Source organism: Cellulophaga baltica 18 (assembly GCF_000468615.2).
GTDB classification, from domain to species: Bacteria; Bacteroidota; Bacteroidia; order Flavobacteriales; family Flavobacteriaceae; genus Cellulophaga; species Cellulophaga baltica.
In genome coordinates this window covers 3,600,166-3,624,765 of the sequence record NZ_CP009976.1, presented here as the reverse complement: position 1 = coordinate 3,624,765, position 24,600 = coordinate 3,600,166, and the positions used below count along the sequence as shown (strand labels likewise).

21 protein-coding genes are annotated in these 24,600 nt (G+C 34.3%); 15 read left to right on the top strand and 6 right to left on the bottom strand.

Annotation, left to right across the window (positions count from 1 at the left end; translation table 11 throughout):
* Positions 1-27: 27 nt before the first annotated feature.
* On the top strand, positions 28-900 hold the full coding sequence (locus M666_RS15540) for a UDP-2,3-diacylglucosamine diphosphatase (RefSeq protein WP_029446582.1): 873 nt from the start codon (positions 28-30) through the stop codon (positions 898-900).
* Here M666_RS15540 and M666_RS15535 read toward each other — a convergent pair.
* Positions 892-3,801, bottom strand: a complete 2,910-nt coding sequence (locus M666_RS15535) for an FAD-binding and (Fe-S)-binding domain-containing protein (protein WP_029446581.1) — start codon at positions 3,799-3,801, stop codon at positions 892-894. The two genes, M666_RS15540 and M666_RS15535, sit on opposite strands and share 9 nt — an antisense overlap.
* 93 nt (positions 3,802-3,894) lie before the next feature.
* Between M666_RS15535 and M666_RS15530 the strand changes: the two genes are divergently transcribed.
* Positions 3,895-4,407 carry a hypothetical protein gene (locus tag M666_RS15530; protein ID WP_024480929.1) on the top strand — a complete coding sequence of 171 codons (513 nt, stop codon included), beginning with the start codon at positions 3,895-3,897 and terminating at the stop codon, positions 4,405-4,407.
* Between the two features lie 102 nt (positions 4,408-4,509).
* The gene (locus M666_RS15525; protein WP_025615247.1) at positions 4,510-5,622 is read left to right on the top strand and encodes a TlpA disulfide reductase family protein; all 1,113 of its coding nucleotides are present in this window, start codon (positions 4,510-4,512) and stop codon (positions 5,620-5,622) included.
* Between the two features lie 82 nt (positions 5,623-5,704).
* Here the strand turns inward: M666_RS15525 and M666_RS15520 are convergent, their stop codons facing one another.
* Positions 5,705-7,342 carry an LVIVD repeat-containing protein gene (locus tag M666_RS15520; protein WP_029446580.1) on the bottom strand — a complete coding sequence of 546 codons (1,638 nt, stop codon included), beginning with the start codon at positions 7,340-7,342 and terminating at the stop codon, positions 5,705-5,707.
* 130 nt (positions 7,343-7,472) lie between these two features.
* Entirely contained in the window at positions 7,473-8,108 is a 636-nt protein-coding gene (locus M666_RS15515) for a rhomboid family intramembrane serine protease (protein WP_025615245.1), read from the bottom strand.
* A gap of 58 nt (positions 8,109-8,166) precedes the next feature.
* Between M666_RS15515 and M666_RS15510 the strand changes: the two genes are divergently transcribed.
* A complete protein-coding gene (locus tag M666_RS15510; RefSeq protein WP_029446579.1) occupies positions 8,167-9,048 on the top strand; it encodes a lysophospholipid acyltransferase family protein in 882 nt (293 codons plus the stop codon).
* A gap of 62 nt (positions 9,049-9,110) precedes the next feature.
* Here M666_RS15510 and glmM read toward each other — a convergent pair whose 3' ends face one another.
* On the bottom strand, positions 9,111-10,499 hold the full coding sequence (gene glmM / locus M666_RS15505; protein WP_024480924.1) for a phosphoglucosamine mutase: 1,389 nt from the start codon (positions 10,497-10,499) through the stop codon (positions 9,111-9,113).
* A 94-nt stretch (positions 10,500-10,593) separates the two neighbouring features.
* On the opposite strand from glmM, the gene M666_RS15500 reads away from it, so the two are divergent.
* The 5 genes from M666_RS15500 to ppnP all read left to right on the top strand — a co-directional run bounded on the left by M666_RS15500 (position 10,594) and on the right by ppnP (position 14,138).
* Positions 10,594-11,178: an acyl carrier protein phosphodiesterase gene (locus M666_RS15500; protein WP_029446578.1), complete on the top strand. Its 585-nt coding sequence runs from the start codon at positions 10,594-10,596 to the stop codon at positions 11,176-11,178.
* 21 nt (positions 11,179-11,199) lie between these two features.
* Entirely contained in the window at positions 11,200-12,885 is a 1,686-nt protein-coding gene (gene ggt, locus M666_RS15495) for a gamma-glutamyltransferase (RefSeq protein ID WP_029446577.1), read from the top strand.
* Positions 12,886-12,894: 9 nt separating this feature from the next.
* Positions 12,895-13,608 carry a hypothetical protein gene (locus tag M666_RS15490; protein ID WP_029446576.1) on the top strand — a complete coding sequence of 238 codons (714 nt, stop codon included), beginning with the start codon at positions 12,895-12,897 and terminating at the stop codon, positions 13,606-13,608.
* A 5-nt stretch (positions 13,609-13,613) separates the two neighbouring features.
* Positions 13,614-13,766 carry a hypothetical protein gene (locus M666_RS20560; RefSeq protein WP_173399766.1) on the top strand — a complete coding sequence of 51 codons (153 nt, stop codon included), beginning with the start codon at positions 13,614-13,616 and terminating at the stop codon, positions 13,764-13,766.
* Between the two features lie 90 nt (positions 13,767-13,856).
* Entirely contained in the window at positions 13,857-14,138 is a 282-nt protein-coding gene (ppnP, locus tag M666_RS15485; RefSeq protein ID WP_029446575.1) for a pyrimidine/purine nucleoside phosphorylase, read from the top strand.
* 6 nt (positions 14,139-14,144) lie between these two features.
* Here the strand turns inward: ppnP and M666_RS15480 are convergent, their stop codons facing one another.
* Entirely contained in the window at positions 14,145-14,903 is a 759-nt protein-coding gene (locus M666_RS15480; protein WP_024480919.1) for an XRE family transcriptional regulator, read from the bottom strand.
* A 115-nt stretch (positions 14,904-15,018) separates the two neighbouring features.
* Here M666_RS15480 and M666_RS15475 point away from each other — a divergent pair, with 115 nt between their 5' ends.
* From M666_RS15475 to M666_RS15465, 3 genes are read left to right on the top strand one after another with little or no spacing between them, the layout of a single operon-like run.
* Positions 15,019-16,281 (top strand): putative DNA modification/repair radical SAM protein, encoded by a 1,263-nt coding sequence (locus tag M666_RS15475; protein WP_039325905.1) that lies wholly within the window; start codon positions 15,019-15,021, stop codon positions 16,279-16,281.
* A gap of 6 nt (positions 16,282-16,287) precedes the next feature.
* A complete protein-coding gene (locus tag M666_RS15470) occupies positions 16,288-16,518 on the top strand; it encodes a hypothetical protein (RefSeq protein ID WP_029446572.1) in 231 nt (76 codons plus the stop codon).
* 37 nt (positions 16,519-16,555) lie between these two features.
* Positions 16,556-17,332, top strand: a complete 777-nt coding sequence (locus M666_RS15465; RefSeq protein ID WP_029446571.1) for a TIGR03915 family putative DNA repair protein — start codon at positions 16,556-16,558, stop codon at positions 17,330-17,332.
* A 43-nt stretch (positions 17,333-17,375) separates the two neighbouring features.
* On the opposite strand, the gene M666_RS15460 is transcribed toward M666_RS15465, so the two are convergent.
* Positions 17,376-17,903 carry a DUF8685 domain-containing protein gene (locus M666_RS15460; RefSeq protein WP_024480915.1) on the bottom strand — a complete coding sequence of 176 codons (528 nt, stop codon included), beginning with the start codon at positions 17,901-17,903 and terminating at the stop codon, positions 17,376-17,378.
* Positions 17,904-18,028: 125 nt separating this feature from the next.
* On the opposite strand from M666_RS15460, the gene uvrA reads away from it, so the two are divergent.
* From uvrA to M666_RS15445, 3 genes are all read left to right on the top strand, one after another.
* A complete protein-coding gene (gene uvrA / locus M666_RS15455) occupies positions 18,029-20,863 on the top strand; it encodes an excinuclease ABC subunit UvrA (RefSeq protein ID WP_029446570.1) in 2,835 nt (944 codons plus the stop codon).
* A gap of 63 nt (positions 20,864-20,926) precedes the next feature.
* Positions 20,927-21,613, top strand: coding sequence for an LOG family protein (locus M666_RS15450; protein WP_025615235.1), 687 nt, complete (start codon positions 20,927-20,929; stop codon positions 21,611-21,613).
* A gap of 8 nt (positions 21,614-21,621) precedes the next feature.
* Positions 21,622-24,462, top strand: coding sequence for a gluzincin family metallopeptidase (locus M666_RS15445; RefSeq protein WP_029446569.1), 2,841 nt, complete (start codon positions 21,622-21,624; stop codon positions 24,460-24,462).
* Positions 24,463-24,600 lie beyond the last annotated feature (138 nt).

Sequence of the window (24,600 nt, the reverse complement as noted above, 5' to 3'; positions counted from 1 at the left end):
GCTTTAATTTTGTAAAAACGAGAAGATTTGAAAAAGAGAAAAATAGATGTAGTCGTAATTTCAGATGTGCATTTGGGTACTTATGGCTGTCATGCCGATGAATTAATCTCATATTTGAGCAGTATTCAGCCCAAGAAGCTCATTCTTAATGGAGATATCATAGATATCTGGCAGTTTAGTAAGCGGTATTTTCCACCTTCCCATTTAAAGGTTTTAAAGAAGATTATAGGTATGGCATCTAACGGTGTTGAAGTAACGTATATTACTGGAAATCATGATGAAATGCTTCGTAAGTTTAGCGATACTTCAATAGGATACGTGAGTATTGTTGATAAGCTAGTATTGGATTTGAATGGAAAAAAAACATGGTTTTTTCACGGAGATGTTTTTGACGCTTCCATACAAAATGCAAAATGGTTAGCGAAGCTTGGAGGTTATGGTTATGACTTTCTAATATTGATTAACCGGTTCATGAACTGGTGTTTAACACGTATGGGTAGAGAAAAATATTCGCTATCTAAGCGAATTAAAAATAGCGTAAAAGGGGCTATCAAGTATGTCAACGATTTTGAGAAAACAGCGGCAGATTTGGCTATAGAGAATGGCTATGATTATGTAGTGTGCGGACATATTCATCAACCTAAAAAAGAGCTATATGAAAATAAAAATGGAGCGTGTATTTACTTAAACTCTGGAGATTGGGTAGAAAACCTAACAGCGTTAGAATATTCTTTTAAAAGATGGAAAGTCTACCACTATAACAATGATAAACTTTCCCCTTTTTATGCTGATGAGGAATTGAAAGAATTAGACATCAATGAATTAATTGCTTCTATTACTTTTAATCAAGACAAGAAAAAAGATTCTTCTTCGTCTTTAGAAGAAAGCTCTTTAGATTAGTGCTTCTTTTAAAATTGTAATAGGATGCTTGGCCTGTCTTTTGGTGCCATCATAAATCTGATGACGACAACTTGTACCATTGGCAGAAATAATGGTGTCTTCTGGAGACTTACGCACTGCGGGAAATAGTTTTAACTCCCCTATTTGCATACTTACTTCATAATGTTCTTTTTCATAGCCAAAAGATCCTGCCATTCCGCAACACCCTGAAGTGATAATAGATACTTCGTAATTCTTTGGAAGGTTTAGAATGTCAAATGTCACTTTTTGGTTCGATAAGGCCTTTTGGTGGCAATGCCCGTGAATTTTAACCTTTTTAGTTGCTGTTGTAAATACGTCAGAATTTAAAACTCCGGCTGTAATTTCATTTGCTAAAAACTCCTCAATAAGATAACAGTTTGTAGCTATTTTTGTTATCGTTTCTTTATCTGTTGTAAAACGTCTATACTCATCTCTAAAGGTTAGAATTGCAGAAGGCTCTAATCCAACTACCGGGATATTCTTATCTGCAAATATCTTTAATTTTTCAATGTTGTCTAGCGCTAGTTTTTTTGCCTGCTTTAAAAAGCCTTTGGAGATATAAGTTCTGCCGCTTTCCGCATAGAATAATTCTACATCATAGCCTAGCTTTGTTAATACTTCTATAGCGTCTTTTCCTAGTTCTACATCTAGGTAATTAGTAAATTCATCAATATATAAGGCAATACTTTTTTTATTTTTAGTATTCTTGTTATTAAGTGTTTGCAGGTGTTTATCGAAATTAAAACTATAAACTTTAGGCATGGTACGTTCTTTAGCAACTCCGGCACTACTTTTTAAGAGTCCGCCAAAGAAACTAGAATCATATATTGCATTAGTTAAGCCAGAAACCTTACTTCCCAATTTATTTAATTGAGTATTGTAAGCAAATAATTTACCTCGTAAAGGGTATCCATTTGCTTCTTGATATTGGTATAAAAATTCGGTTTTTAGAGTAGCTACATCTACGTTACTTGGGCACTCACTTGCACAAGCTTTACAGCTTAAACATAGATCAAATACTTCTTTTAATTCTTTCTGATTAAACTTGTTTGGTGCTTCAGAAGTAGTTAGGAACTCCCTTAACGCGTTGGCTCTACCTCGTGTAGTATCTTTTTCGTTTTTGGTGGCGTGATAACTTGGGCACATACCGCCTGCACTTTGGTGAGTTTTTCTGCAATCTCCACTTCCATTACATTTCTCTGCCGCTTTTAAAATACCTTCACTATCAGAAAAATCTAAGAGTGTTTTTATCTCTGGCTCTTTTCTATCGATCGTATAGCGTAACGATTCATCCATGGCGAAAGCATCCACAATTTTACCAGGATTAAAAATGTTTGTAGGATCAAAGTATGATTTTACGCGCTTTAATAGTTGGTAGTTTTTATCTCCGATCATTAAAGGGATAAATTCTGCTCTCACAATACCATCTCCGTGTTCTCCACTAAAAGAGCCTTTATATTTTTTAGTTAGTTTGGCTACATCTGTCGTGATGGCTCTAAAAAGGTGAACATCATCAGATTTTTTTAGATTAAGCATAGGTCTTAAGTGCAATTCTCCTGCACCAGCATGTGCATAGTATACGGCACTCTGCTTGTAACCTGCCATGATTTGTGTAAATTCTCCAATAAAATCTTTTAAATCTTCTACGGCAACTGCAGTGTCTTCAATACACGCAACTGCTTTTTTATCTCCTACTATATTTCCTAAAAGTCCTAATCCGGCTTTACGCAATTCGGCAGCCATTTTTCCTTCCTGGGCATTTAGAATGGAATTGGAATAACTTAGTCCAGAAGCTTCTATAGTCGCTAAAAGTGCCTCAATTTGCTTTTGTAGATCTTCTTCAGTATCAGATTTTACCTCAAGCATTAAAAGAGCGGCAGGATCACCTGCCACGAAGAATCTATTTTTTAATTGGTCTCTATTGTTTTTAGTGCAGTCAAGTATCACCTTGTCCATCATTTCGCACGTATGCAAATTGTGTTTCATGGTAGGAGCTACGTCTGTAAGGCAATCTTCCAGAGTGCGGTAGTGCGGTACTACCATTGCCGAAAGTTTTGGTGGTATTGGCACCAATTGAAGTGTAATTTCTGTGGTAAATGCTAAAGTACCCTCACTTCCACTTAATAATTCGCAAACATTAATTAAATCTTTTTTACCACCGAAAACATCACTTTTTAGCAATTCGTCTATAGCGTATCCTGTATTTCTTCTATGAATTTGTGGTTTTGGGAATTCCCTTATAATTTCTTCTTGAATTTCTTTATTTGAAAGTTCTTTATGTAAACTTCGGTAAATAGACCCTTCAAAAGAGTCTAATTTGGTTTTGTCTAAAAACTCATCTGTCGTGAGTGCTTTAAACTCCGCCTCTTCTCCGTTAGATAAAATAGTTTTTAAGCTAGACGTATACTCCCTGGTTATTCCGTAACGTATAGATGTAGTTCCTGAAGAGTTGTTTCCAACCATTCCGCCAATCATGCAACGGTTTGCTGTGGAGGTATTGGGGCCGAAAAACAAGCCATACGGTTCTAAGTAGGTGTTTAATTCATCACGTATCACTCCTGGTTGTACAGTGACTTGCATTTTTTCTTTGTCAACAGAAATAATTTTCGTGAAATGTACAGATACATCTACTACAATTCCATCACCCACGCATTGCCCTGCTAGAGAAGTACCTGCCGTTCTAGGTATCAATCCGATACTGTGTTCTTTAGCAAATAAAATTAATTTTTGAAGGTCTGAAGTGTTTTTAGGGAAAGCAACAGCTAAAGGTGTTTTCCTATAAACCGATGCGTCTGTAGCATATAGCGCTTTTGATAGTTTGTCTATTCTTAATTCTCCTTCTAAACGCTCTTTGAGGTCGTGTAATGATGCAGTTTCCAATCTAAAAATAATTTGAATGCTAAATTAAGTTTTTATTAACTACAGAACGCAAGTAAAATCCTATTTTTGGTGTTAATATTTAAATAAAAAAGAATGAAATTGTTAAAATTAAGCCTCTTGGCTCTTTTGATTTTTCCAGCATTTGTAAGTGCTCAAAGCATGTCTGACCATACTATTGGTTTGCGACTTGGAGATAGTGATGGATTGGGCGCAGAAATATCATACCAGAAATCATTAAGTAGAAACAATCGTTTAGAGGTAAATTTAGGTTTTAGAGATAGTCGTGCATATGATGCCTTTAAATTATCAGGATTATATGAGTGGGTTTTACCTTTAGAAGGTGATTTTAACTGGTACTATGGTGTTGGTGGTGGTTTAGGGAATGTAAATTTTGAACGTAGACCTTCAGAAACAGATCCTAATGGAGAGGAAGTAGATGGCGGACTCTTTGTTTTCGCTGCAGGTAATATTGGTGTGGAATATAATTTTGATTTTCCGCTCGTAATTTCTTTAGATATGCGCCCTGAAATTGGTTTATTAGGATATAGTGAATTTTCAGATAGTTTTGATTTTGATATTGGATTAGGAATTAGATATCAGTTTTAAACGGTAAACATTATTAAAGCTAAGAATATGAATGTATTAGATAGTCTTTTTTTTAATAACAATATATAATTACATTTGCGAGAATTAAATTTAGAAATCATAATGAGAAAAGTAATATTAGGATTATTTGCCACTGCCCTATTAGTATCTTGTAATAGTAATCCTGACGGATTTTCTATTGAAGCTACTGTCAATGGAGAGATAGAAAATGGAACAAAAGTATTTCTTAAAAAAATAAACGAAGTAAACCAACCTGTAGATGTAGATACAACTACGGTAGAAAATGGAAAGTTTGTTTTTAAGGGTACAGCAGATTCTTTAGACTTACAATATATTTTCATAGATAAACTTCAGGGTAATATTCCTGTAATGATTGAGAAAGGAACTATTGATGTTGTTTTTCAAAAAGATAGCTTAGGTTTTGCTAAAGTTGAAGGAACGGAGCAAAATGAATTGTTTGGTAAGTTCTTAGACAATAGCAGATCATTCTCTAAGAGAGCGATGTCTATGCGTAGTGATTTTGAAAAAGCGAGAGCTTCCGGAGATCTTGCGACACAAGAAGCGTTACAGGCAGAAAGCATGGAAATGCAAGAACAAGCTAAGAATTTTGAGCTTACGTATATCAAAGAGAACCCGAATGCATATGTTTCTGTCTTAATTTTAGAGCGTGTATTAATGAGTAAGGGTTTAGCGGAAGATGAGATTTCTAAAATCTATGAAGCATTTACTCCAGAAATTAAAGCCACTGCTACCGCAAAAAGAATAGAAAAACAATTATCACTTACAAAAAGTACAGCGATAGGTTCTAAAGCTCCTGATTTTTCTGCGCCAACACCTGATGGAAAACAATTGGCTTTGAAAGATGCTTTAGGAAAAGTTACCATCGTAGATTTCTGGGCTGGATGGTGTAGACCATGTAGAGCAGAAAATCCTAACTTAGTTCGTGTTTATAATAAGTATAAAGATAGCGGATTAAGTATTCTAGGAGTATCTTTAGATAAAACAAAAGAAGAATGGACAGGTGCTATTGCTGCAGATAGTTTAACATGGAACCATGTTTCTAATGTTCAATATTTTGATGAAATTGCTAAGTTGTACAATGTAAGAGCTATTCCTGCAATGTTCATTTTAGATGAAAATGGTGTAATTATCGCAAAAGACTTAAGAGGCCCAGAATTAGAAAGTAAGATTGCTGAACTTATGGGGAATATCTAAATCCTTAAAAGTTTTCACTATAAAAAAAAGCTCCAATTTGAATTTCAAATTGGAGCTTTTTTTATTTTGTTAATTGGTTTAATTAAAACCTATTTAGCATATCATTAAATTCTCCTTTTACCACGGCTGTGTCAGCTTTAGTAACTTCACCTGTTATGTAAGCTCTAGAGCTAGATCCTAAGAATTCAATAGTAGCACCATCGCCTAAGATTAAATCCCCGTAAATAACTAAGTCGCCCTCTATAACCAGCGTTGCATTACTTGCAACGGTAATATCTTTAGTGCTTCTATTGTTTCCTACGATAATAGCGCCTTTCATTTCAAATAAACTATCCGTATTTAAAGCTACACCAGTACTTACTGTCCAGCTACCACATAGCAACAAATCTCCAAAAACGTCTATTTGTCTTAATCGCTTAGAACCTTGGTAAGCCATGCTTTCATTAGCAGGAACGGTTATATTTGAACTACCTCTGTATGAAGTTAAATCTTCGCATTTAGTTTCTAAGCTCTGATTTGGTTTGTTCATTTTAATAATCTGTAAACCAGCAGTGCCAGAAGCTGCAAAGATATAATCTCCTTTAGAGGCAACAAAGTTAATAGAGCCATCTAAATCTATAATTCCAACGGGAGTTGTACTTCCACTAGATTCTTCAGAAAGAGAAAGTCCTGCGCCACCATTAGCCATTAAAATAGCACTTTCATTAACGGCTACGGCATTAGTTACATTATCTGAAGCATCAGAACCTTCAGGGTTTATTAAAATTGGAATGTATTCTACAAAAGCTCCTGTACTAGCATTGTAAATACCAGCGCCTTTAGAGCCTTCAGAAACAAATAGTTTATCATTAGAAAAATCTAAAGTCCTTTTAGAAGCGATACCAAAATCAGAAGAAATAGCAATTTCTTTTACAAGTGAAAAATTAGCATCAAAAATAGAAACTCCCTTACTCGCATCTAATACAGCGATATTGTTATTCGCCATTGTTACCGAACGTAAATCAGATAACGGCAATTCATTTAAAAGGGCTACAGTATTTTTATCATATACCGCTAATACACCGTCTTCGCCACTTGTTACATATATATTATTTCCGTTGATAGCTATATCGGTAGCAATAAAACCTTCTTGAAAACCATAAGTAATTCCATTATTCACGTCAATACTTCCGTTAGAGGATGGTATTTTTGCTACAAAAGAGTTGGTGCTTGCGGTTGCAGAATTTTCGGCATCTACTCCACCAACAATATAAATATAACCATTGTCATAAGCGATAGCATTAATATCAGCATTACTATAATACAGTCTAGAAGTAATTTTAGGGCTATAAGGATCGCTAACGTCTACTGCATCAATTGCACCTACATAATCAGATTCTACTGTGTTATAAGATACATAAGCAATGTCATCAACAATGTTTACATGTGTTGCTGTTAAATTTTCTCCACCAGAAAAACTAGGAGGTGTAATTTGAGCAATTAAAGAAAGAGGGTAATCTCCGGCTAAAGGGTCTCCATCCTTACTTGTTTTGCCTGATAAATCGTCTTCACTAGATATATCGATAACACCAGCATTTTCATAGCTGATACTTCTATTTAAAAAATCTTGATTGTTCTCTGAACTTACATTACTCTGCTCATCTTCAAAAACAGTTGTTTCTTCAGAACATGATGTAATAAAAACTAGCGAAAAAGCCAGTAGTAGGGAAACTTTTCTCATAATTACGTAGGTTGAATAAGAGTTTGGGTACTCTAACAACGGCAAAACTATGAATTTATGTTTCTATAAGTCAGAAATTTCGACGAACGACGCTTTTTCTATCGTTTATCGGCGGAATATTACCGATAAACTAAATTTTTCCTAATTTTTGAAGCACAAACAAGGCAACAATAGGAATAGCAAGTAACCCTACCATTAAGGGATCTTGCAATGCCAAGCCCGGCATAAGTATCAAGGTTGTAGCATACCCGCCAACCGCACCACCAAAATGAGCGGTGTGTCCAATATTTCCTAACCTACTCTTCATTCCATAAATAGAATAAATAAGATAGCCTATTCCAAAAACCCAACCTGGAATGATAAAATTTATTTGCATCCAAGGGTCTAATAAAATCGCAGCATATAAAATTCCCGTAACAGCCCCACTTGCTCCAACAGCTGTGTAATAATCTTCATCCTTATGAAATACCATGGATAGTAAACTACCCGCAATTAAACTAATCACATAAATTATCACAAACTTTACAGCTCCCAGCCATGCGATTACGATGGGTGCAAAAAAGAATAAGGTAAACATGTTAAAAAACAAATGCGAAAAGTCTACATGTAAGAATCCAGAAGAAAACATCCGCTCTTTTTGTCCTGCTTTTATAGCGCCTACGCTAAATTTATAACGGTCAAAGAAATTAACATCATTGAATCCTTTTATGGAAACCAATAAATTTATTGCAATAATACCTACGGTAACTAAATCAATACTATCCATATAATCAAACGTTCTGTTTGACTTCAAATATAACTATATTTGCCTTATAATTATTGGCATGCAGTTATTAGTATTTATTTTAGTTTATCCTATTCTTTGGTTTATTTCCATATTACCATATACCCTATTTTATTGGCTCTCAGATTTTGTTTTTTTCTTGGTGTATACCCTTTTTGGTTACCGCAAAAAAGTTGTGTATTCAAATTTGAAACTGGTATTCCCTGATAAAAGCGAACAAGAACTGTTACAAATTCAGCGTAAGTTCTATAGTCATTTGATTGATACATTCATGGAGATGATTAAAACCATGGCACTATCCAAGGCTCAAGTACAGCAAAGATATACCATCAAAAATATTGATGTCCTTAAAGAATTAGGAAAGACTAAAAGCGTTTTAATTGTCTGTTCGCATTACGCCAATTGGGAATGGAATGTGAGTATAAATAACTATGTAGATTTCAAAGGGTATGCTGTGTATCAAAAAGTAGCAAATAAATATTTTGATCATTGGATACGTAAAGTAAGAGCCCGTTGGAACACCACCTTAATTACACAAGAAGAAACAGTAAAAACTGTGGTAAGAAATGTTAGAGATGACGTTAGGAGTGCTTACGGAATGGTAAGTGATCAATCTCCTCAAGCTCATAGAGCTCCCTATTGGACGGAGTTTATGGGTATTAAAGTTCCTGTTTTTAGTGGTGCAGAAACTATGGCACGTAAAATGGATTTAGGAGTGCTGTTTCTAAAAGTATCCAAAATAAAGAGAGGTTATTATGAGGCGGAATTTATTCCGATTACAGATGCCGGAAAATCTACTGCTGAACATGAAATTACCGATAAGTTTCTGCGCTTAACAGAACAACAGATACTTGAACGTCCTGAGCATTATTTATGGACACATCGCCGCTGGAAACATAGAGATAAAGCAGATCAGCATTAATAAAAAAAAGGAGCATCTAATAGTATTTAGTTGCTCCTTTTTATGGCAATTTTAACTAGTTTTTATAAGCCAGCTATTTTTTTTATTTCACCTATAATTTTATCTGCTAAAGCATCAGCTTCTGATTGCGATTTAGCCTCCGTGTAAATTCTTATAATAGGCTCTGTATTAGATTTGCGTAAATGTACCCAGTTCTCAGCAAAATCGATTTTCACACCGTCAATGGTAGAAATCTCTTCGTTTTTATAAGTATCAGCCATGGCAACTAAAATAGCATCCACATCTAAACCAGGGGTTAATTCAATTTTCTTTTTACTCATGAAGTAAGATGGGTAACTAGCTCTCAATTCAGCAACAGTGCCACCTTTTTCTGCCATTAGCATCAAAAATAAAGCGGTACCTACAAGAGAATCTCTTCCGTAATGACTTTCAGGGTAAATAATACCACCATTACCTTCTCCTCCAATAACGGCATTATTTGCTTTCATTTTGGTTACCACATTTACCTCTCCAACGGCAGCAGCTTCATAAGTGCCACCATGTTTTTGTGTGATATCTCTAAGCGCTCTAGAAGAAGATAAGTTTGATACAGTATTTCCTTTTGTTTTTCCTAAGACATAATCAGCACATGCTACTAAAGTATATTCTTCGCCAAACATTTCACCATCATTACTAATAAAAGCCAAACGGTCTACATCAGGATCAACTACAATTCCAAAATCTGCTTTTTCTTCAAGTACTAAAGCACAAATATCTCCTAAATGCTCTTTCAGAGGTTCTGGGTTATGTGGAAAATGTCCCGTAGGGTCACAATATAACTCCACAACTTCTACTCCTAATTCTTTTAAAAGCTTTGGTATGGCAATACCACCCGTTGAATTTACACCATCTACTACGACTTTAAATTTTGCAGCTCTAATGGTATCAGCATCTATTAAATCAAGTTCTAAAACTTCATCAATATGAATATCTATATAAGAATCATTTCGTGTGATCTCTCCTAAATCATCAACCTCAGAAAAATTGAAATCTTCTTTTTCTGCGATGGCCAAAATCTTAGCTCCTTGTGCTGCATCTAAAAATTCTCCCTTTTCATTTAGCAATTTTAAAGCATTCCATTGTTTTGGGTTGTGACTAGCGGTTAGAATAATACCTCCATCAGCCTCTTCTAAAGGAACGGCAATTTCAACAGTAGGTGTAGTAGATAAATCTAAATCAATTACATCTATCCCTAAACCTATTAAAGTAGATACTACAATATTCTGAATCATCTCTCCAGAAATACGAGCATCTCTACCTATAACTACTTTTAATTTATCTTTCTTAGAATATTCTTTTAACCAAATACCATAGGCTGCTGCAAATTTTACAGCATCAATGGGTGTTAAGTTATCTCCTGGTTTTCCTCCGATTGTACCACGTATTCCTGAAATAGATTTGATTAGTGTCATAATTTATTTGAAAATTTTTACAAATATAAAGGGTTCAGGCCAAATGCTAGACTTCTTATTTGTAAATTCGATAGGAATAGTTTTTCTTCGGTCTATGAATTTTTTAGCACATATTTACCTATCTTTTGATGATAATGAGATAACTCTTGGAAATTTTATAGCCGATAGTATTCGCGGTAATAAGTACAAGCATTTACCAGAGCGGGTACAAAAAGGGATTAAATTACATCGATTTATTGATACCTTTACCGATGCGCACCCCACGGTTAGAAAAAGTACTAAAAGATTACATGAAAACTATAGCCATTATAGCGGCGTTATTGTAGATATTTTTTATGATCATTTTTTAGCTAAAAATTGGAGTACGTATTCCGATGTTCCTTTGGAGCTTTTTGTAGATAATTTCTACGATCTTTTAGAAGATAACTATGAAATACTTCCAGATACTACTAAACATATGATGCCGTATATGATTGCTGATAATTGGATTTTCAATTACTCAAAACTAGAAGGTATTGGTAGGGTGCTAAATGGAATGAATAGAAGAACAAAAAATAAATCTAAGATGAACTTTGCTATTTTAGATCTAGAAGAGCATTATGATGAGTTTGAAAAAGAATTTACATCCTTTTTTGAGGAGTTAGTTACCTTTTCAAAGCAAAAATACATTTCACTATAACCCAATATGATCCCTGCGACAATGAAGAAATTTTTTCTCCCTATTTTAGTCTTATTTCTTTTTATACAATGTAAAAATCAGCCAGCGATACCCACCGGGCTTGTGGTAGAAAAAGCAATGGTAGTTTCTGCGCGTGAAGAGGCCTCTAAAGTTGGTTCTGATATTATGGCAAATGGCGGTAATGCTTTTGATGCCATGGTAGGTACACAGTTGGCACTTGCCGTAGCATACCCTCGTGCCGGAAATATTGGTGGAGGTGGTTTTATGGTCTACAGAGAAGCAGACGGTGCTATTGGGAGTTTAGATTTTAGGGAAAAAGCACCAAAATCTGCCCATAGAGATATGTATTTAGATTCCTTAGGGAGTGTTATTATTAATATGAGTACGCTAGGCGCAACTTCTGTAGGGGTTCCTGGATCTGTAGCGGGGATTTTAGAAGTGCATAAAAAGTTTGGCAAGCTTCCACTGGCGGCTATTTTTGAGCCTGTAATTACTATGGCGGAAAATGGCGTTGTAGTTACAGCTAAGCAAGCTGATATGTTGGCGCAGTATCGTGAAGTATTTACGGAGGTGAATAGCGATAGTACAAAATTTGGAGCGGTTTATAAAGAAGGTGATATTATTACGTACCCTAAACTAGCCGCTACCTTACGTACAATTGTTGAAAAAGGGAAAGACGGATTTTATAAAGGAGAAATAGCACAAAAACTGGCTAATTTTATTCAAAAAAATGGGGGATTTGTTACTGAAGATGATTTGGCAAGTTACGATGTAGTATGGCGCAAACCCATAGCATTCAACTATAAAGGATTAAAAATTATATCCATGAGTCCACCTAGCAGTGGCGGTGTTACTATGAATCAAATTTTTGATATGATAGCGCCTTTTGATATTGGAACATTCGGGCATAATTCTGAAAAAACTATTCAAGTATTCACTGAAGCTTCTCGCCGAGCTTATGCAGATAGAAATTACTATTTAGGAGATCCGGATTTTGTTGATATTCCGCTAGATGTATTATTAAAGGATAGTTATCTAGAAGATCGTATGACTGATTTTTCTTTTGATAAAGCGACCAAATCATCCGATGTTTCTCATGGTAAAGTGGAGATAGTGGAAAGTATGGAGACCACCCACTACTCTATTGTAGATGAAGAGGGCAATGCTGTTTCTGTAACAACTACCTTAAATGGAAATTTTGGTTCTAAATTATATTGTGATGAATTGGGTTTCTTTTTAAACAATGAAATGGACGATTTTAGTTCCAAAGCAGGAGTACCTAATATGTTTGGTCTTATTGGTGCAGAAGCAAATAATATTCAGCCAGAAAAGCGAATGCTGAGTAGTATGACGCCAACAATTGTAGAAAAAGAGGGTGAGCTTTGGATGGTGGTAGGTACCCCTGGAGGTTCTACTATTATTACTGCCGTAGCACAAACTATACTGAATGCCTATGAATTTGACATGAGCATGCAAGATGCCGTAAATGCTCCTAGATTTCATCATCAATGGTTGCCAGATATTGTAACCTTTGAACCGGAAGGATTTTCTACGGAATTAAAAACATCACTAAAAGCAAAAGGCTACTTTATTAATGAAGAACGCACACCAATTATAGGAAAGGTAGATGCTATTAGAGTACTTGCTGATGGTAGCCTAGAAGGTGGAGCGGATAAAAGAGGTGATGATATGGCTGTCGGATTTTAGATTATTTATATGAAGAGATTATTGAAAGGAATTTTAAAAGCTATCCTAGTACTTTTAGGACTGTTGATTGCAGTTTTTGTTGTGGTGTATTTTGTGTATAATGAAAAGGTTCCCGAAGGTAAAAATACCCAAGAGGCAGATGCTTTAGCTTATAAGATGCTTACTGCAATAAATAAAGTAGCATATCAAGATACAAGATATTTAGAGTGGTCTTTTGCAGGAGGTAGTCATAGGTATAAATGGGACAAAGAAATAGGTCATGTAACCGTTATATGGGCGCAATACAAGGTTTTATTGAACTTAAATACGCCTAATTGGAGTGAAGTTTTTGAAAATGGAGCAAAAGTTATTGGTACGGAGAAAACAAAGTTGATAACCACGGCAACAGACTATTTTAATAATGATTCTTTTTGGTTGGTTGCACCTTTTAAAATTTTTGATGAAGGCACAATTAGAAGCTTAGTAACTTTAGATGATGGGACACAAGGCTTAATGATTACCTATAATTCTGGCGGTACCACTCCTGGAGATTCTTATGTCTGGAAATTAAAAGAAAACGGAATGCCTACAAGCTACAAAATGTGGGTGAAAATTATTCCTATTGGTGGTTTAGAAGCTACTTGGGATAATTGGAAAACTATGGAAAATGGCGTTCTTTTGCCTACTTCTCATAAAATTGGTCCTGTATCATTAAGTATGGGAGAAGTTAGAGCGTACAATTAAAACTTATGTCAAAAAAAGGAAAAGAAAAAAATACTAAGAATAAAGCGAAACATACCAAGCTTATGAATCGTAAAATTAATAAGCTCCGGGACGAGAAAGAAGCGCGTAAGCAACGCCTTAAAGAAATTCAGCAATCAGCGAAGAAACCCAAAGAATAATTAAATTACCACAAAAGAAGAGTTCTTTGTGAATATGATTTCTATTCCACTATTTGTACTTAGTTTTACTTTTAAATTTAGCGCTATAGTATGTTTAAGACAAATACATATTTCGAAGATAAGGTTGTTTCCATTGCTTTTAAAAATTCAGAAGGCAGGGCTACAGTTGGAGTAATGGCTCCTGGAGCTTACACGTTCGGAACCACAACAGTAGAATATATGACGGTAATTTCGGGCAGTATGGAAGTAAAATTAAAAGATGCAACAGTTTGGAGCACCTATACTCCTTACCAAACGTTTAAAGTGGATGCCAATAGTTCTTTTGATGTGAAAGTGACAGAAGATACTTCGTATAAATGTGCTTATGAATAGGAGATTCTAGTTCTGAACCCGTAACTGGCTTTTTAATTCTTCCATAGATTCTTGTAATTGTCTTAACAGGCCTGTTTCTGTGGTTGCATCAACGCCAAAAGTAATCTTACTATTAACCTGCCAAATTTCTTGAATTTGAAAAGGTTTGATTTCATAAGGTGGATAGTTTTCGTTTAAGGAAACTAAAGTAACATTATTAGAGTTGGGCTTTTTAATTACTTTTTTAACTAAAACGGCATCTTGAAGTACTACTACATAAATTTTGTTGGGCGTAACATCATCAATATGTTCAATAGCTTTTGCGAGTACCCACTCCCCTGGTCTTAAATTAGGCAACATACTGTCTCCTTCTACTTGAAAACCTCTGTAAGTAGCATTTCTAAATTCAGGTATAGGTAAATCAAATGCTGGTAATTGTTGATACCAACTTGTATCAGCAATATTTTGTGGATAACCGGCTGCTGCTTTAGCATTCACTAAAACCATATTTTCGCGATCTGCAGAATCTACAGTAACTACTTTAGGAATTACACTGGTATGAGAAGTTTCTATATATTTAGAATCACTTTCTCCAAACAACCACAACGGATTAATTTTAAATTGTTTTAAAAGCTCTGTGACCACTTTACCAGAAAGTTTGGTTCTTCCGCGTTCTATATCTGCAGTAGTGTTAGACACACCAATCAAAGCGGCAAATTCAGCTTGCGTAAAACCTAAGTCTCTTCTGATTTCTATAAAGCGTTTCAGGGTAATTTCGTTTTCCATAATCCTTTCGTAATAAGCCAAATATACGCAATTTGGATATATTCCAAAATATTTTATGGAAAAATTCCATATTTAGGAATATTTCCATAATTTTGGAGTAATTACAATTTGAACTATGTCTTTCGAACGAATAAAAGAAAAATTAAATATTTTGGCCGATGCCGCAAAGTACGACGTTTCATGCTCTAGTAGTGGAAGTACTAGGGGTAATAAAAATAAAGGCCTCGGTGATAGTACGGGTATGGGTATTTGTCATACCTATACGGAAGATGGACGTTGTGTGTCGCTCTTGAAGATATTGCTCACTAATCATTGCATTTTTGATTGTGCCTATTGTGTGACCAGAAAAAGCAATGATATAAAAAGAGCTGCTTTTAAAATTCAAGAAGCCGTAGATCTTACTATTAATTTTTACCGCCGTAACTATATTGAGGGACTTTTTTTAAGTTCAGGAATTTTTAAAAGTCCTGATTATACCATGGAGCGTTTGGTGGCCGTGGCTAAGAAATTGAGACTTGAGGAAAATTTTAACGGCTACATTCATCTTAAATCTATTCCTGGAGCAAGTGATGAATTAATGTATGAGGCTGGCTTATATGCAGACCGATTATCGGTAAATATAGAGGTGCCAACTATTTCTGGTTTAAAATTATTAGCTCCAGATAAGAAGCATGAAGACTTTACAAAACCCATGTTAAAAGTTAAAAACGAAATTCTGATTTATAAGGCAGAAAAAAAGATTACTAAAAGCACACCAATATATGCCCCTGCGGGGCAAAGTACACAAATGATTATAGGTGCCACAGGAGAATCTGACAAGGATATTATGTATTCGGCAACACATTATTATAAAAACTATAACATGAAACGGGTCTATTATTCCGGCTATGTACCCGTGGCAGATGATAGTAGACTCCCGGCTATAGGTTCGCAAGTACCTATGTTGCGTGAAAATAGATTGTATCAGACAGATTGGTTGCTTCGTTTTTATGGCTTTGGTGTTAAAGAAATTTTGAATGATACACATCCAAATTTAGATATAGATGTGGATCCTAAATTAAGTTGGGCTTTGCGTAATTTGTCACAGTTTCCTATAGATGTAAATACTGCAGAACCTAGGATGCTAGCAAGAATTCCCGGTTTAGGAATGAATTCTGTATATAAAATCATCAATGCTAGAAAATATAGAAAGCTAACATTTGATCATCTTAAGAAAATTGGAGTATCCTTAAATAGGGCTAAGTATTTTATGGTATGTAGTGGTAATGATTATGCTCATAAGGATTTGCAAGCCATTCAAATAAAAGGATTAATTCTTCAAAATTCTCAAGGAAAGTTCAGGAATAATTATAGCTCACAATTATCCTTATTTAACTAGTTAAAAATGAGCACAACCAAACCCACCATAGCAAACCACGGCAGTATGAAACGATCATGGTCTTCTCTAGAAAAAAGACGAAATACAATTCTAAATATTGGATATGGCATGATTGCATTTAAAAGCAGCCTAAAAAGGGCTCTTAGAAAGAAATTTAATAGCTTTTTTTTTCGGAGAAATGCACAAGCAAATAGCACCGACGAAGCAGAGATAAAAGAAATGGATAGTCCCGTTTAGTAGGTTCCAAGTCAGGATATAAATTAAATTATATAGTATGAACGAAGCAAAAATTTTAGTTTACGATGGAAGTTTTAATGGATACTTAACAGCTGTTTTTCAAGCTTTTGAGCAAAAGTTAACTATTGCAGATATTCAGAAAGAGGAAAACGCACAAAGTGGTTTGTTTTCTGATGCAGAATTAGTTTATACGGATGTTTTAAAATCAAAGCGGGTTTGGAATGGCATACAGAAAAAGAATAATACAGCCATAAAGAATATATACTTTGCATTTCTTAGCGAAACAAAAGGAATAGAGTTACTACTCTATCGGTATATTCAAAAATTGTTTTCAGAAACGGAACTATTGCATCTTAATTTTTCTGATGATATTGTGCTAAAAATTAGTCAACTTGCCAAATCTGTAGGAAGAGAAAAACATCGTATGGAAGCGTTCGTCCGATTTCAATTAACAAAAGATGCTATTTATTTTTCTAATATAGAGCCAGATTTTGATGTGCTACCCTTAATTTCTAAACATTTTAAAAGCAGGTATGCAGACCAGCAATGGATTATTTATGATGTAAAACGCAAATACGGCATCTATTATAATTTAGACACCGTTGAGTTCATTACTTTAGATATGGATGAGATTCATAGCAACAAAACGAAAAAAAGCAATGTTTTTACAGATGAAGAATATGAGTTTCAGGATTTATGGAACAACTATTTTAAAAGCACAAATATTGCTTCAAGAGTAAATTTAAAGTTACATACACAGCATGTGCCAAAGCGCTATTGGAAATATTTGAGTGAGAAAAAAGCAGTATCCTAGTATATTGTACTATTGTTTATTACGAACAGATTTATGCTTTTAGTTATTTGGATTTTTCGCCCACAAAATGATCGCTTTGATTTTTAAACAGCACATTAAATGTTGTTAAGCTTCCATATATTCTAGTAATGTATTGTTGTAAATCAATCTTTTCTTGATCATCTAAATTCTTGCTAGCGTTTATTTTTTGTTCCATTACCCTAATACGGTCACGGACCATGACTATTTTATGAAAAAAGGTGTCAATAGGTACAATTTTATCACTCAAATTAGAATCACCCGGTTGCATCACAATCGTTCCGCCACGCCATTTATCAGCAATAGGGGTAACAGAGCTAGCATCACTCCATTTTCTTAAAATTGAAATCAGAGATTGTTCTACTTCAGAGAAACTAATGGTATCCACGTCATCTTCTAAAGCTTCAATTACCTCAAAATCAGCATTTATATCTATTGTTTCTAATCCGTTTTCCATAAAAGTAACCCAGTAATGTTTTGAAGTTACATTGGTAACAGCACCAAGTCCATATTCCGCATGTTTTATTCTTGAACCGATTCCTAATATTTGCATAATTCTTAAAATTGAAAGTTTGAAATGCTAATTTATGTTAAGCTTTTCAAATCACAAAAAACTAAATATAGCCAGTTATAAAATTAACTATCAAAATTGTATTTTTGTAATTGCAGAAAAAGAAAATGATAAATTACGAAGAGAATATAGAGGTGAAAGGCGCACGCGTTCATAACCTTAAAAATATAGACATTACAATCCCTCGAGAAAAGTTAGTGGTCATCACAGGACTTTCAGGAAGTGGTAAATCATCCTTAGCATTTGACACTATTTATGCAGAAGGGCAAAGAAGGTATATAGAAACCTTTTCAGCCTATGCAAGACAGTTTCTTGGAGGCTTAGAGCGCCCAGATGTGGATAAGATAGATGGTTTATCTCCAGTAATTGCCATTGAGCAAAAAACTACTTCTAAATCACCGCGATCTACCGTAGGTACTATTACCGAAATTTACGATTTTTTGCGATTATTATATGCTCGTGCAGGAGATGCATACAGTTATAATACTGGCGAGAAAATGGTAAGTTATAGCGATGATCAAATTCGGGATTTAATAAAAAAGGATTATGACCAGAAGAAAATTAATATTCTGGCGCCTGTTATTAGATCTAGAAAAGGGCATTACCGAGAATTATTTGAACAAATAGCAAAACAAGGTTTTGTGAAAGTTCGTGTAGATGGTGTAGTAGTAGATATTACTAAAGGAATGAAAGTGGACCGTTACAAGGTGCATGACATTGAAATAGTGATAGACCGACTAAAAGTTATTGATACAGAAGATTTTGATAAACGATTATCAGAAACGATAAACACGGCTATGTATAGCGGTGAAAATGTATTAATGGTTTTAGAAGAAGGACAAAAAATTGCGCGTTATTTCAGTAGAGATTTAATGTGCCCCACTACAGGTATTTCTTATCCTAATCCAGAGCCTAATACATTTTCATTCAATTCTCCAAAAGGGATGTGTTCTCATTGCAGTGGTTTAGGACATGTCTATCAGGTAAATGAAAAGAAGATTTTTCCAAATAAAAAACTAACGATTAAAGCAGGTGGTATTGCTCCTCTTGGAGAGTATAAAAGTTCTTGGGCTTTTAAACAAATAGATACCATTGGCCAACGTTATAAATTTGATATCAACACTCCTATTGAAAAAATTTCTGAAGAAGCTATCAATGTACTGTTAAACGGTACGGTCGAGAGTTTTGATTTAGATTCTAAAACACTGGGTGTTAAGCGTACTTATAAAATTGATTACGAAGGGATATCTAATTTCATTACCAATCAATTTAATGAAGCCGATTCTACCTCTATTAAACGGTGGGCAAAAGAGTACATGGATAAGATAACTTGCCCTACTTGCGATGGTTCTCGTTTACGTAAAGAGTCTTTAAATTTTAAGGTTGATGAAAAGAATATAGCAGAATTAGCGCATTTAGATATTTCTGAATTGGCAGAATTCTTCAAAAAGCTTCCTAAGAAAATTCAGGGAAATCAGCTTAAAATTGCAGAAGAAATTATTAAAGAGATCAGTACTCGAGTTCAATTTTTATTGGATGTTGGTTTGGATTATTTATCTCTAAACAGAAGCTCTAAATCGCTCTCTGGTGGTGAAGCACAACGTATACGTTTAGCCACACAGATAGGATCTCAACTAGTGGGTGTATTGTATATTTTAGATGAGCCTAGTATTGGATTACATCAACGTGACAATGAGCGTTTGATAAAATCATTAGAAGCCCTGAGAGATTTAGGTAATTCTGTGATTGTGGTTGAGCATGATAAAGATATGATTGAGCGTGCAGATCATGTTATAGATATTGGTCCTAAAGCGGGAAAATATGGTGGAGAAATTATATCAGAAGGGAAACCGGAAGATCTTAAAAATTTCAACACGCTGACGGCAGATTATATCTCAGGTAAAAAACAAATTGAAGTACCTAAGCAACGCAGAAAAGGAAATGGTAAAAAAATTACCTTATCTGGTTGTACTGGAAATAATCTTAAAAATGTTACTGCAAGTTTTCCTTTAGGAAAATTAATTGGTGTTACAGGTGTTTCGGGAAGTGGAAAATCTACTTTAATAAATGAAACGCTCTACCCTATCATGAATGCCTATTACTTCAATGGGGTTAAAAAGCCAATGCCGTATAAGAAAATTACGGGATTAGAGCACATTGATAAGGTTATTGATATTAATCAATCTCCCATTGGGAGAACTCCACGTTCAAATCCTGCTACATACACAGGCGTTTTTAGCGAAATTCGTTCTCTTTTTACCAAAACTCCTGAAGCGGCTATTCGCGGATATAAACCAGGAAGATTTAGTTTTAATGTAAAAGGTGGCCGTTGTGAAACCTGTCAAGGTGGTGGTTTGCGTGTTATTGAAATGAATTTCTTGCCAGACGTCTATGTGGAATGTGAAACCTGTAATGGGAAACGTTTTAATAGAGAAACTTTAGAGATTAGGTATAAAGGTAAGTCTATAGCAGATGTTTTGGAAATGACCATCAATGAAGCAGTAGATTTCTTCGAATTAATTCCAAAAATACACAGAAAACTTAAGACTATTAAAGAAGTTGGTTTAGGCTATATTTCTTTAGGACAGCAGTCTACAACACTCTCTGGTGGAGAAGCGCAACGTATAAAATTAGCCACAGAACTTTCTAAAAGAGATACTGGAAATACTTTTTATATATTAGACGAACCAACAACAGGTTTGCATTTTGAAGATATTAGAGTATTGATGGAAGTTTTAGAGCGTTTGGTAGATAAAGGAAATACTATTCTTGTTATAGAACACAATATGGATGTCATTAAAATGGCAGACTATATTATTGATATAGGTTATGAAGGTGGTAAAGGAGGCGGTAAACTCGTTGCAAAAGGTACGCCTGAAGAGGTGTGCAAAGATAAAAAGAGTTATACGGCAAAGTTTCTTAGAAAAGAATTAGGTTTGTGAATAGTAGAATAAGCAGCAAAAAGATTAAAATATAAGCATAGTAATAAAGATTATAAAGATAGAATGAGAAAAGAACAACATCATAAGGGTTGGAATGAGATAAAAACAAACGATTCATGGGCCTTATTTAAAATAATGGGGGAATTCGTAAACGGATTCGAAAAAATGAGTCAAATTGGCCCTTGTGTTTCCATATTTGGATCAGCAAGAACTAAAGAAGAAGATAAATATTACCAATTAGCTATTGAAGTCGCTAAAAGTATTGCAGAGGCTGGTTATGGTGTTATTACTGGAGGCGGTCCTGGTATTATGGAAGCTGGAAATCGTGGAGCTAATTTAGCTGGAGGAACTTCTGTAGGTTTAAATATTGATTTACCATTTGAGCAGCATGACAATCCTTATATTGATAGCGATAAAAGTTTAGACTTTGATTACTTCTTTGTTCGTAAAGTGATGTTTGTAAAATATAGTCAAGGTTTTGTGGTAATGCCAGGAGGCTTTGGTACATTAGATGAACTTTTTGAAGCAATTACCTTAATCCAAACCAATAAAATTGAGAAATTCCCAATTATATTAGTAGGAACGGAATTTTGGAGTGGCTTAATGGATTGGATTAGAAACACTATGCTTACCATGGGTACCATTAGTGAGAAAGACTTAGATTTAATTAAAATTGTAGATACAAAAGAAGAAGTTGTAGATATTATAGATTCTTTCTACAAAGGACATTTACACAGTCCAAACTTTTAATTAAGTATATGCGGATAAGGAAATTTAATTTCTTAATTGCGGTGTTGAATTTTACTGTGTGCTTTTTGGCATGCAGTAAAATTTCATGTCAACATTACAATAAAGTTACTGCAAAATTGAATGATCAGGATAAAACGCTGAACATCATACAAGAGTTTAAATTTCATAATAGTTCTACAGATACTCTTAGAGTTTTGTATTTTAACGATTGGGCCAATGCCTATAGTAACAAGAAAACACCTCTAGCAAAACGATTTCAAGAAGAGTTTAAAAAGAATTTTCATTTAGCAAAAGATGAGGAACGGGGTTATACAAAAATCTATAGCATTATAGATGAGAAGTTTTCAGTAATTAATTGGGAACATACTCCAGAAAGCGATATTTTAAAGCTAGAATTAAACAAGCCCATTGGACCTGACGAGTATGCTACATTTTCATTGACCTATCAGGTTAAACTTCCACAAAATAAGTTTACCCTTTTTGGGTACAATACGAAGGGCGAGTATTATTTAAGAGACTGGTACTTAACACCAGCAGTGTATGACGGTTCATGGCATTTGTACTCCAATAAAGATTTAGAAGATTTATACACAGGTATTACAAATACAGATGTAATGCTCACACTTCCAAACAATCTATTTGTAATTTCTAATTTTGAGAAAGAAAACGAAATTAAAAAAGATAGTTATAAAGAGATTAATTTAAGAGGAGACTATAGAAAAAGCTGTAGTTTAATTTTATCTCCTACCTCCTACTTCACCAAGCATATTACCGATTATGCGACAGTGGTTACCGATATTAATGTTTCTAAATTTGATGAAATATCTAGAACTATCGCTATAGATAAAGTTTCTGAATACATTTATAAGCACTTAGGGAGTTATCCTCATACAGAATTGGTGGTAAGTACTATAGATTACAACAAAGATCCGTTATATGGTTTAAATCAGCTGCCTTCATTTGTACGCCCTTACGATAATCAGTTTCAATTTGAATTAAAGTATCTCAAAACAGCATTGAATAACTTTTTCAACGAAACCTTATTTCTAGATCCAAGAAAAGAACGCTGGGTGATGGATGCGCTGATTAATTACATGATGATATCCTATGTAGAGGAAAACTATCCAGATCAAAAATTATTAGGGAAATTATCTACGATTTGGGGCTTTAAAAACTTTAACCTTGCAAAAATGAAATTTGAGGAGCAATATCCGCTACTCTATATGTATGCTGCAAGAAAAAATATTGATCAACCTTTAACTACACCCAACGATTCTCTAATAAAATACAATCATAAAATTGGGAACCGTTATAAAGCCGGCGCAGGACTATCTTTTCTTGCCAATTACGTAGGCAAGGAAAAAGTAGATGAGAGTATTAAGGATTTTTATGCTAATTATAAATTAAGACCAGTATCCTCACAAGATTTTGAACGCATTTTAGCCAACAATGTAGATAAAGATATTTCTTGGTTCTTAGATGAATATGTGACTACGAATGATCGTATAGATTTTAAAATTAAGAAAGTCGTAAAAGTGGGCGATTCTTTGGGGGTTACCCTGAAAAATAAGAGTGGTACCAATGTGCCTATTTCAATGTTTGGATTGCAAAAAGATTCTATCGTATCTAAATATTGGTTCACAGGAATAGACAGTACCAAAACATTTTATATTCCACAGAATGGAGAAGATAAACTGGTTCTTAATTATGACCAGAAAATACCAGAATTTAATCAAAGAGATAATTGGAAATCTTTAGGCGGTTTCTTATCCAGTAATAAAAAATTAAAATTTCAGTTTTTTAAGGATACGGAAGATCCTTTTTACAATCAAATCTTTTATGTGCCCACAATACGTTTTAATATCTATGATGGTATTACTCCGGCCATGCGTATTTATAATAAAACATTTTTAGAGCGCCCATTTCTGTTTGACATATCTCCGGCCTATGCCTTTAAAGAAAGATCACTAGTAGGTTCGGCAGGCTTTAAGTTTAGAAAATATCATAATAAAACAGGATTTTATCTTTCTAATTATAGTCTTAGTGGTTCAACATATCATTTTCAAGAAAACTCTAGGTATGTGTCTATAACACCAGCTGTAAGTTTTGGTTGGCGTCCAGATGATTTCAGATCTAATAAAAGAGATTTTTTAAACATTAGATACGTAAATATCTATAGGTCATTAGATGAAAACATTGAGGAACTAGAAACCACTCCTGATTATAGTGTTTTAAACGCTAGATATGGAAGTTTTAAAAACGGAATAATTGATTATTATTCATGGTTTGCAGATGCGCAATACGCAGGTAATTTTAGTAAAATAGCTTTTAATTTTGAGTATAGAAAACTCTTTGCGAATAACATGCAACTGAACACCCGTTTTTTTGCGGGTAAATTTATCTCCAACACAAGCAATACAGACTTTTACAGTTTTGCATTAGATCGTCCTACAGATTATTTATTTGATTATAATTATTTAGGGAGGTCAGAAGCTTCGGGTTTATATAGCCAGCAACTAGTTATTGCGGAAGGTGGTTTTAAATCTAAATTAGCGAACCCTTTTGCTAATGATTTTTTAGCAACCACCAACACAAGTATAAGTGTATGGAGATGGATTGAGCTTTATGGAGACTTGGGGTTAACGAAAAACAAGAATGAGAACGCTCGTTTTGTTTATGACTCAGGTGTGCGCCTGAATTTGGTAACAGACTATTTTGAGCTCTATTTTCCGCTATATTCCAATAATGGATGGGAAGTGGCGCAACCAGATTATAGTCAGAAAATACGATTTATAGTAACCTTAAGTCCTAGAACACTTACGCGACTTATTACTAGAAAATGGTTCTAAATCTTTATTAAATTCTCAATTTAAAAGTTTTTATTTAAGAATTTGACAATTGGATAATTGATTATTTACTAAAATTTAAAAATTCTTTAGTATTTGTAACGATTTATAGATTGCAAAATTCAATCTGTTTTGATATTT

Coding starts and splice junctions, on each gene's coding strand:
- glmM (WP_024480924.1), bottom strand. CDS start 10,499: ATGACACTAATCAAATCTATTTCAGGAATACGTGGTACAATCGGAGGA.
- M666_RS15510 (WP_029446579.1), top strand. CDS start 8,167: ATGCAGTTATTAGTATTTATTTTAGTTTATCCTATTCTTTGGTTTATT.
- M666_RS15460 (WP_024480915.1), bottom strand. CDS start 17,903: ATGCAAATATTAGGAATCGGTTCAAGAATAAAACATGCGGAATATGGA.
- M666_RS15475 (WP_039325905.1), top strand. CDS start 15,019: ATGTCTTTCGAACGAATAAAAGAAAAATTAAATATTTTGGCCGATGCC.
- M666_RS15450 (WP_025615235.1), top strand. CDS start 20,927: ATGAGAAAAGAACAACATCATAAGGGTTGGAATGAGATAAAAACAAAC.
- uvrA (WP_029446570.1), top strand. CDS start 18,029: ATGATAAATTACGAAGAGAATATAGAGGTGAAAGGCGCACGCGTTCAT.
- ppnP (WP_029446575.1), top strand. CDS start 13,857: ATGTTTAAGACAAATACATATTTCGAAGATAAGGTTGTTTCCATTGCT.
- M666_RS15515 (WP_025615245.1), bottom strand. CDS start 8,108: ATGGATAGTATTGATTTAGTTACCGTAGGTATTATTGCAATAAATTTA.
- M666_RS20560 (WP_173399766.1), top strand. CDS start 13,614: ATGTCAAAAAAAGGAAAAGAAAAAAATACTAAGAATAAAGCGAAACAT.
- M666_RS15445 (WP_029446569.1), top strand. CDS start 21,622: ATGCGGATAAGGAAATTTAATTTCTTAATTGCGGTGTTGAATTTTACT.
- M666_RS15530 (WP_024480929.1), top strand. CDS start 3,895: ATGAAATTGTTAAAATTAAGCCTCTTGGCTCTTTTGATTTTTCCAGCA.
- M666_RS15465 (WP_029446571.1), top strand. CDS start 16,556: ATGAACGAAGCAAAAATTTTAGTTTACGATGGAAGTTTTAATGGATAC.
- M666_RS15520 (WP_029446580.1), bottom strand. CDS start 7,342: ATGAGAAAAGTTTCCCTACTACTGGCTTTTTCGCTAGTTTTTATTACA.
- M666_RS15525 (WP_025615247.1), top strand. CDS start 4,510: ATGAGAAAAGTAATATTAGGATTATTTGCCACTGCCCTATTAGTATCT.
- M666_RS15480 (WP_024480919.1), bottom strand. CDS start 14,903: ATGGAAAACGAAATTACCCTGAAACGCTTTATAGAAATCAGAAGAGAC.
- M666_RS15490 (WP_029446576.1), top strand. CDS start 12,895: ATGAAGAGATTATTGAAAGGAATTTTAAAAGCTATCCTAGTACTTTTA.
- M666_RS15470 (WP_029446572.1), top strand. CDS start 16,288: ATGAGCACAACCAAACCCACCATAGCAAACCACGGCAGTATGAAACGA.
- M666_RS15500 (WP_029446578.1), top strand. CDS start 10,594: ATGAATTTTTTAGCACATATTTACCTATCTTTTGATGATAATGAGATA.
- ggt (WP_029446577.1), top strand. CDS start 11,200: ATGAAGAAATTTTTTCTCCCTATTTTAGTCTTATTTCTTTTTATACAA.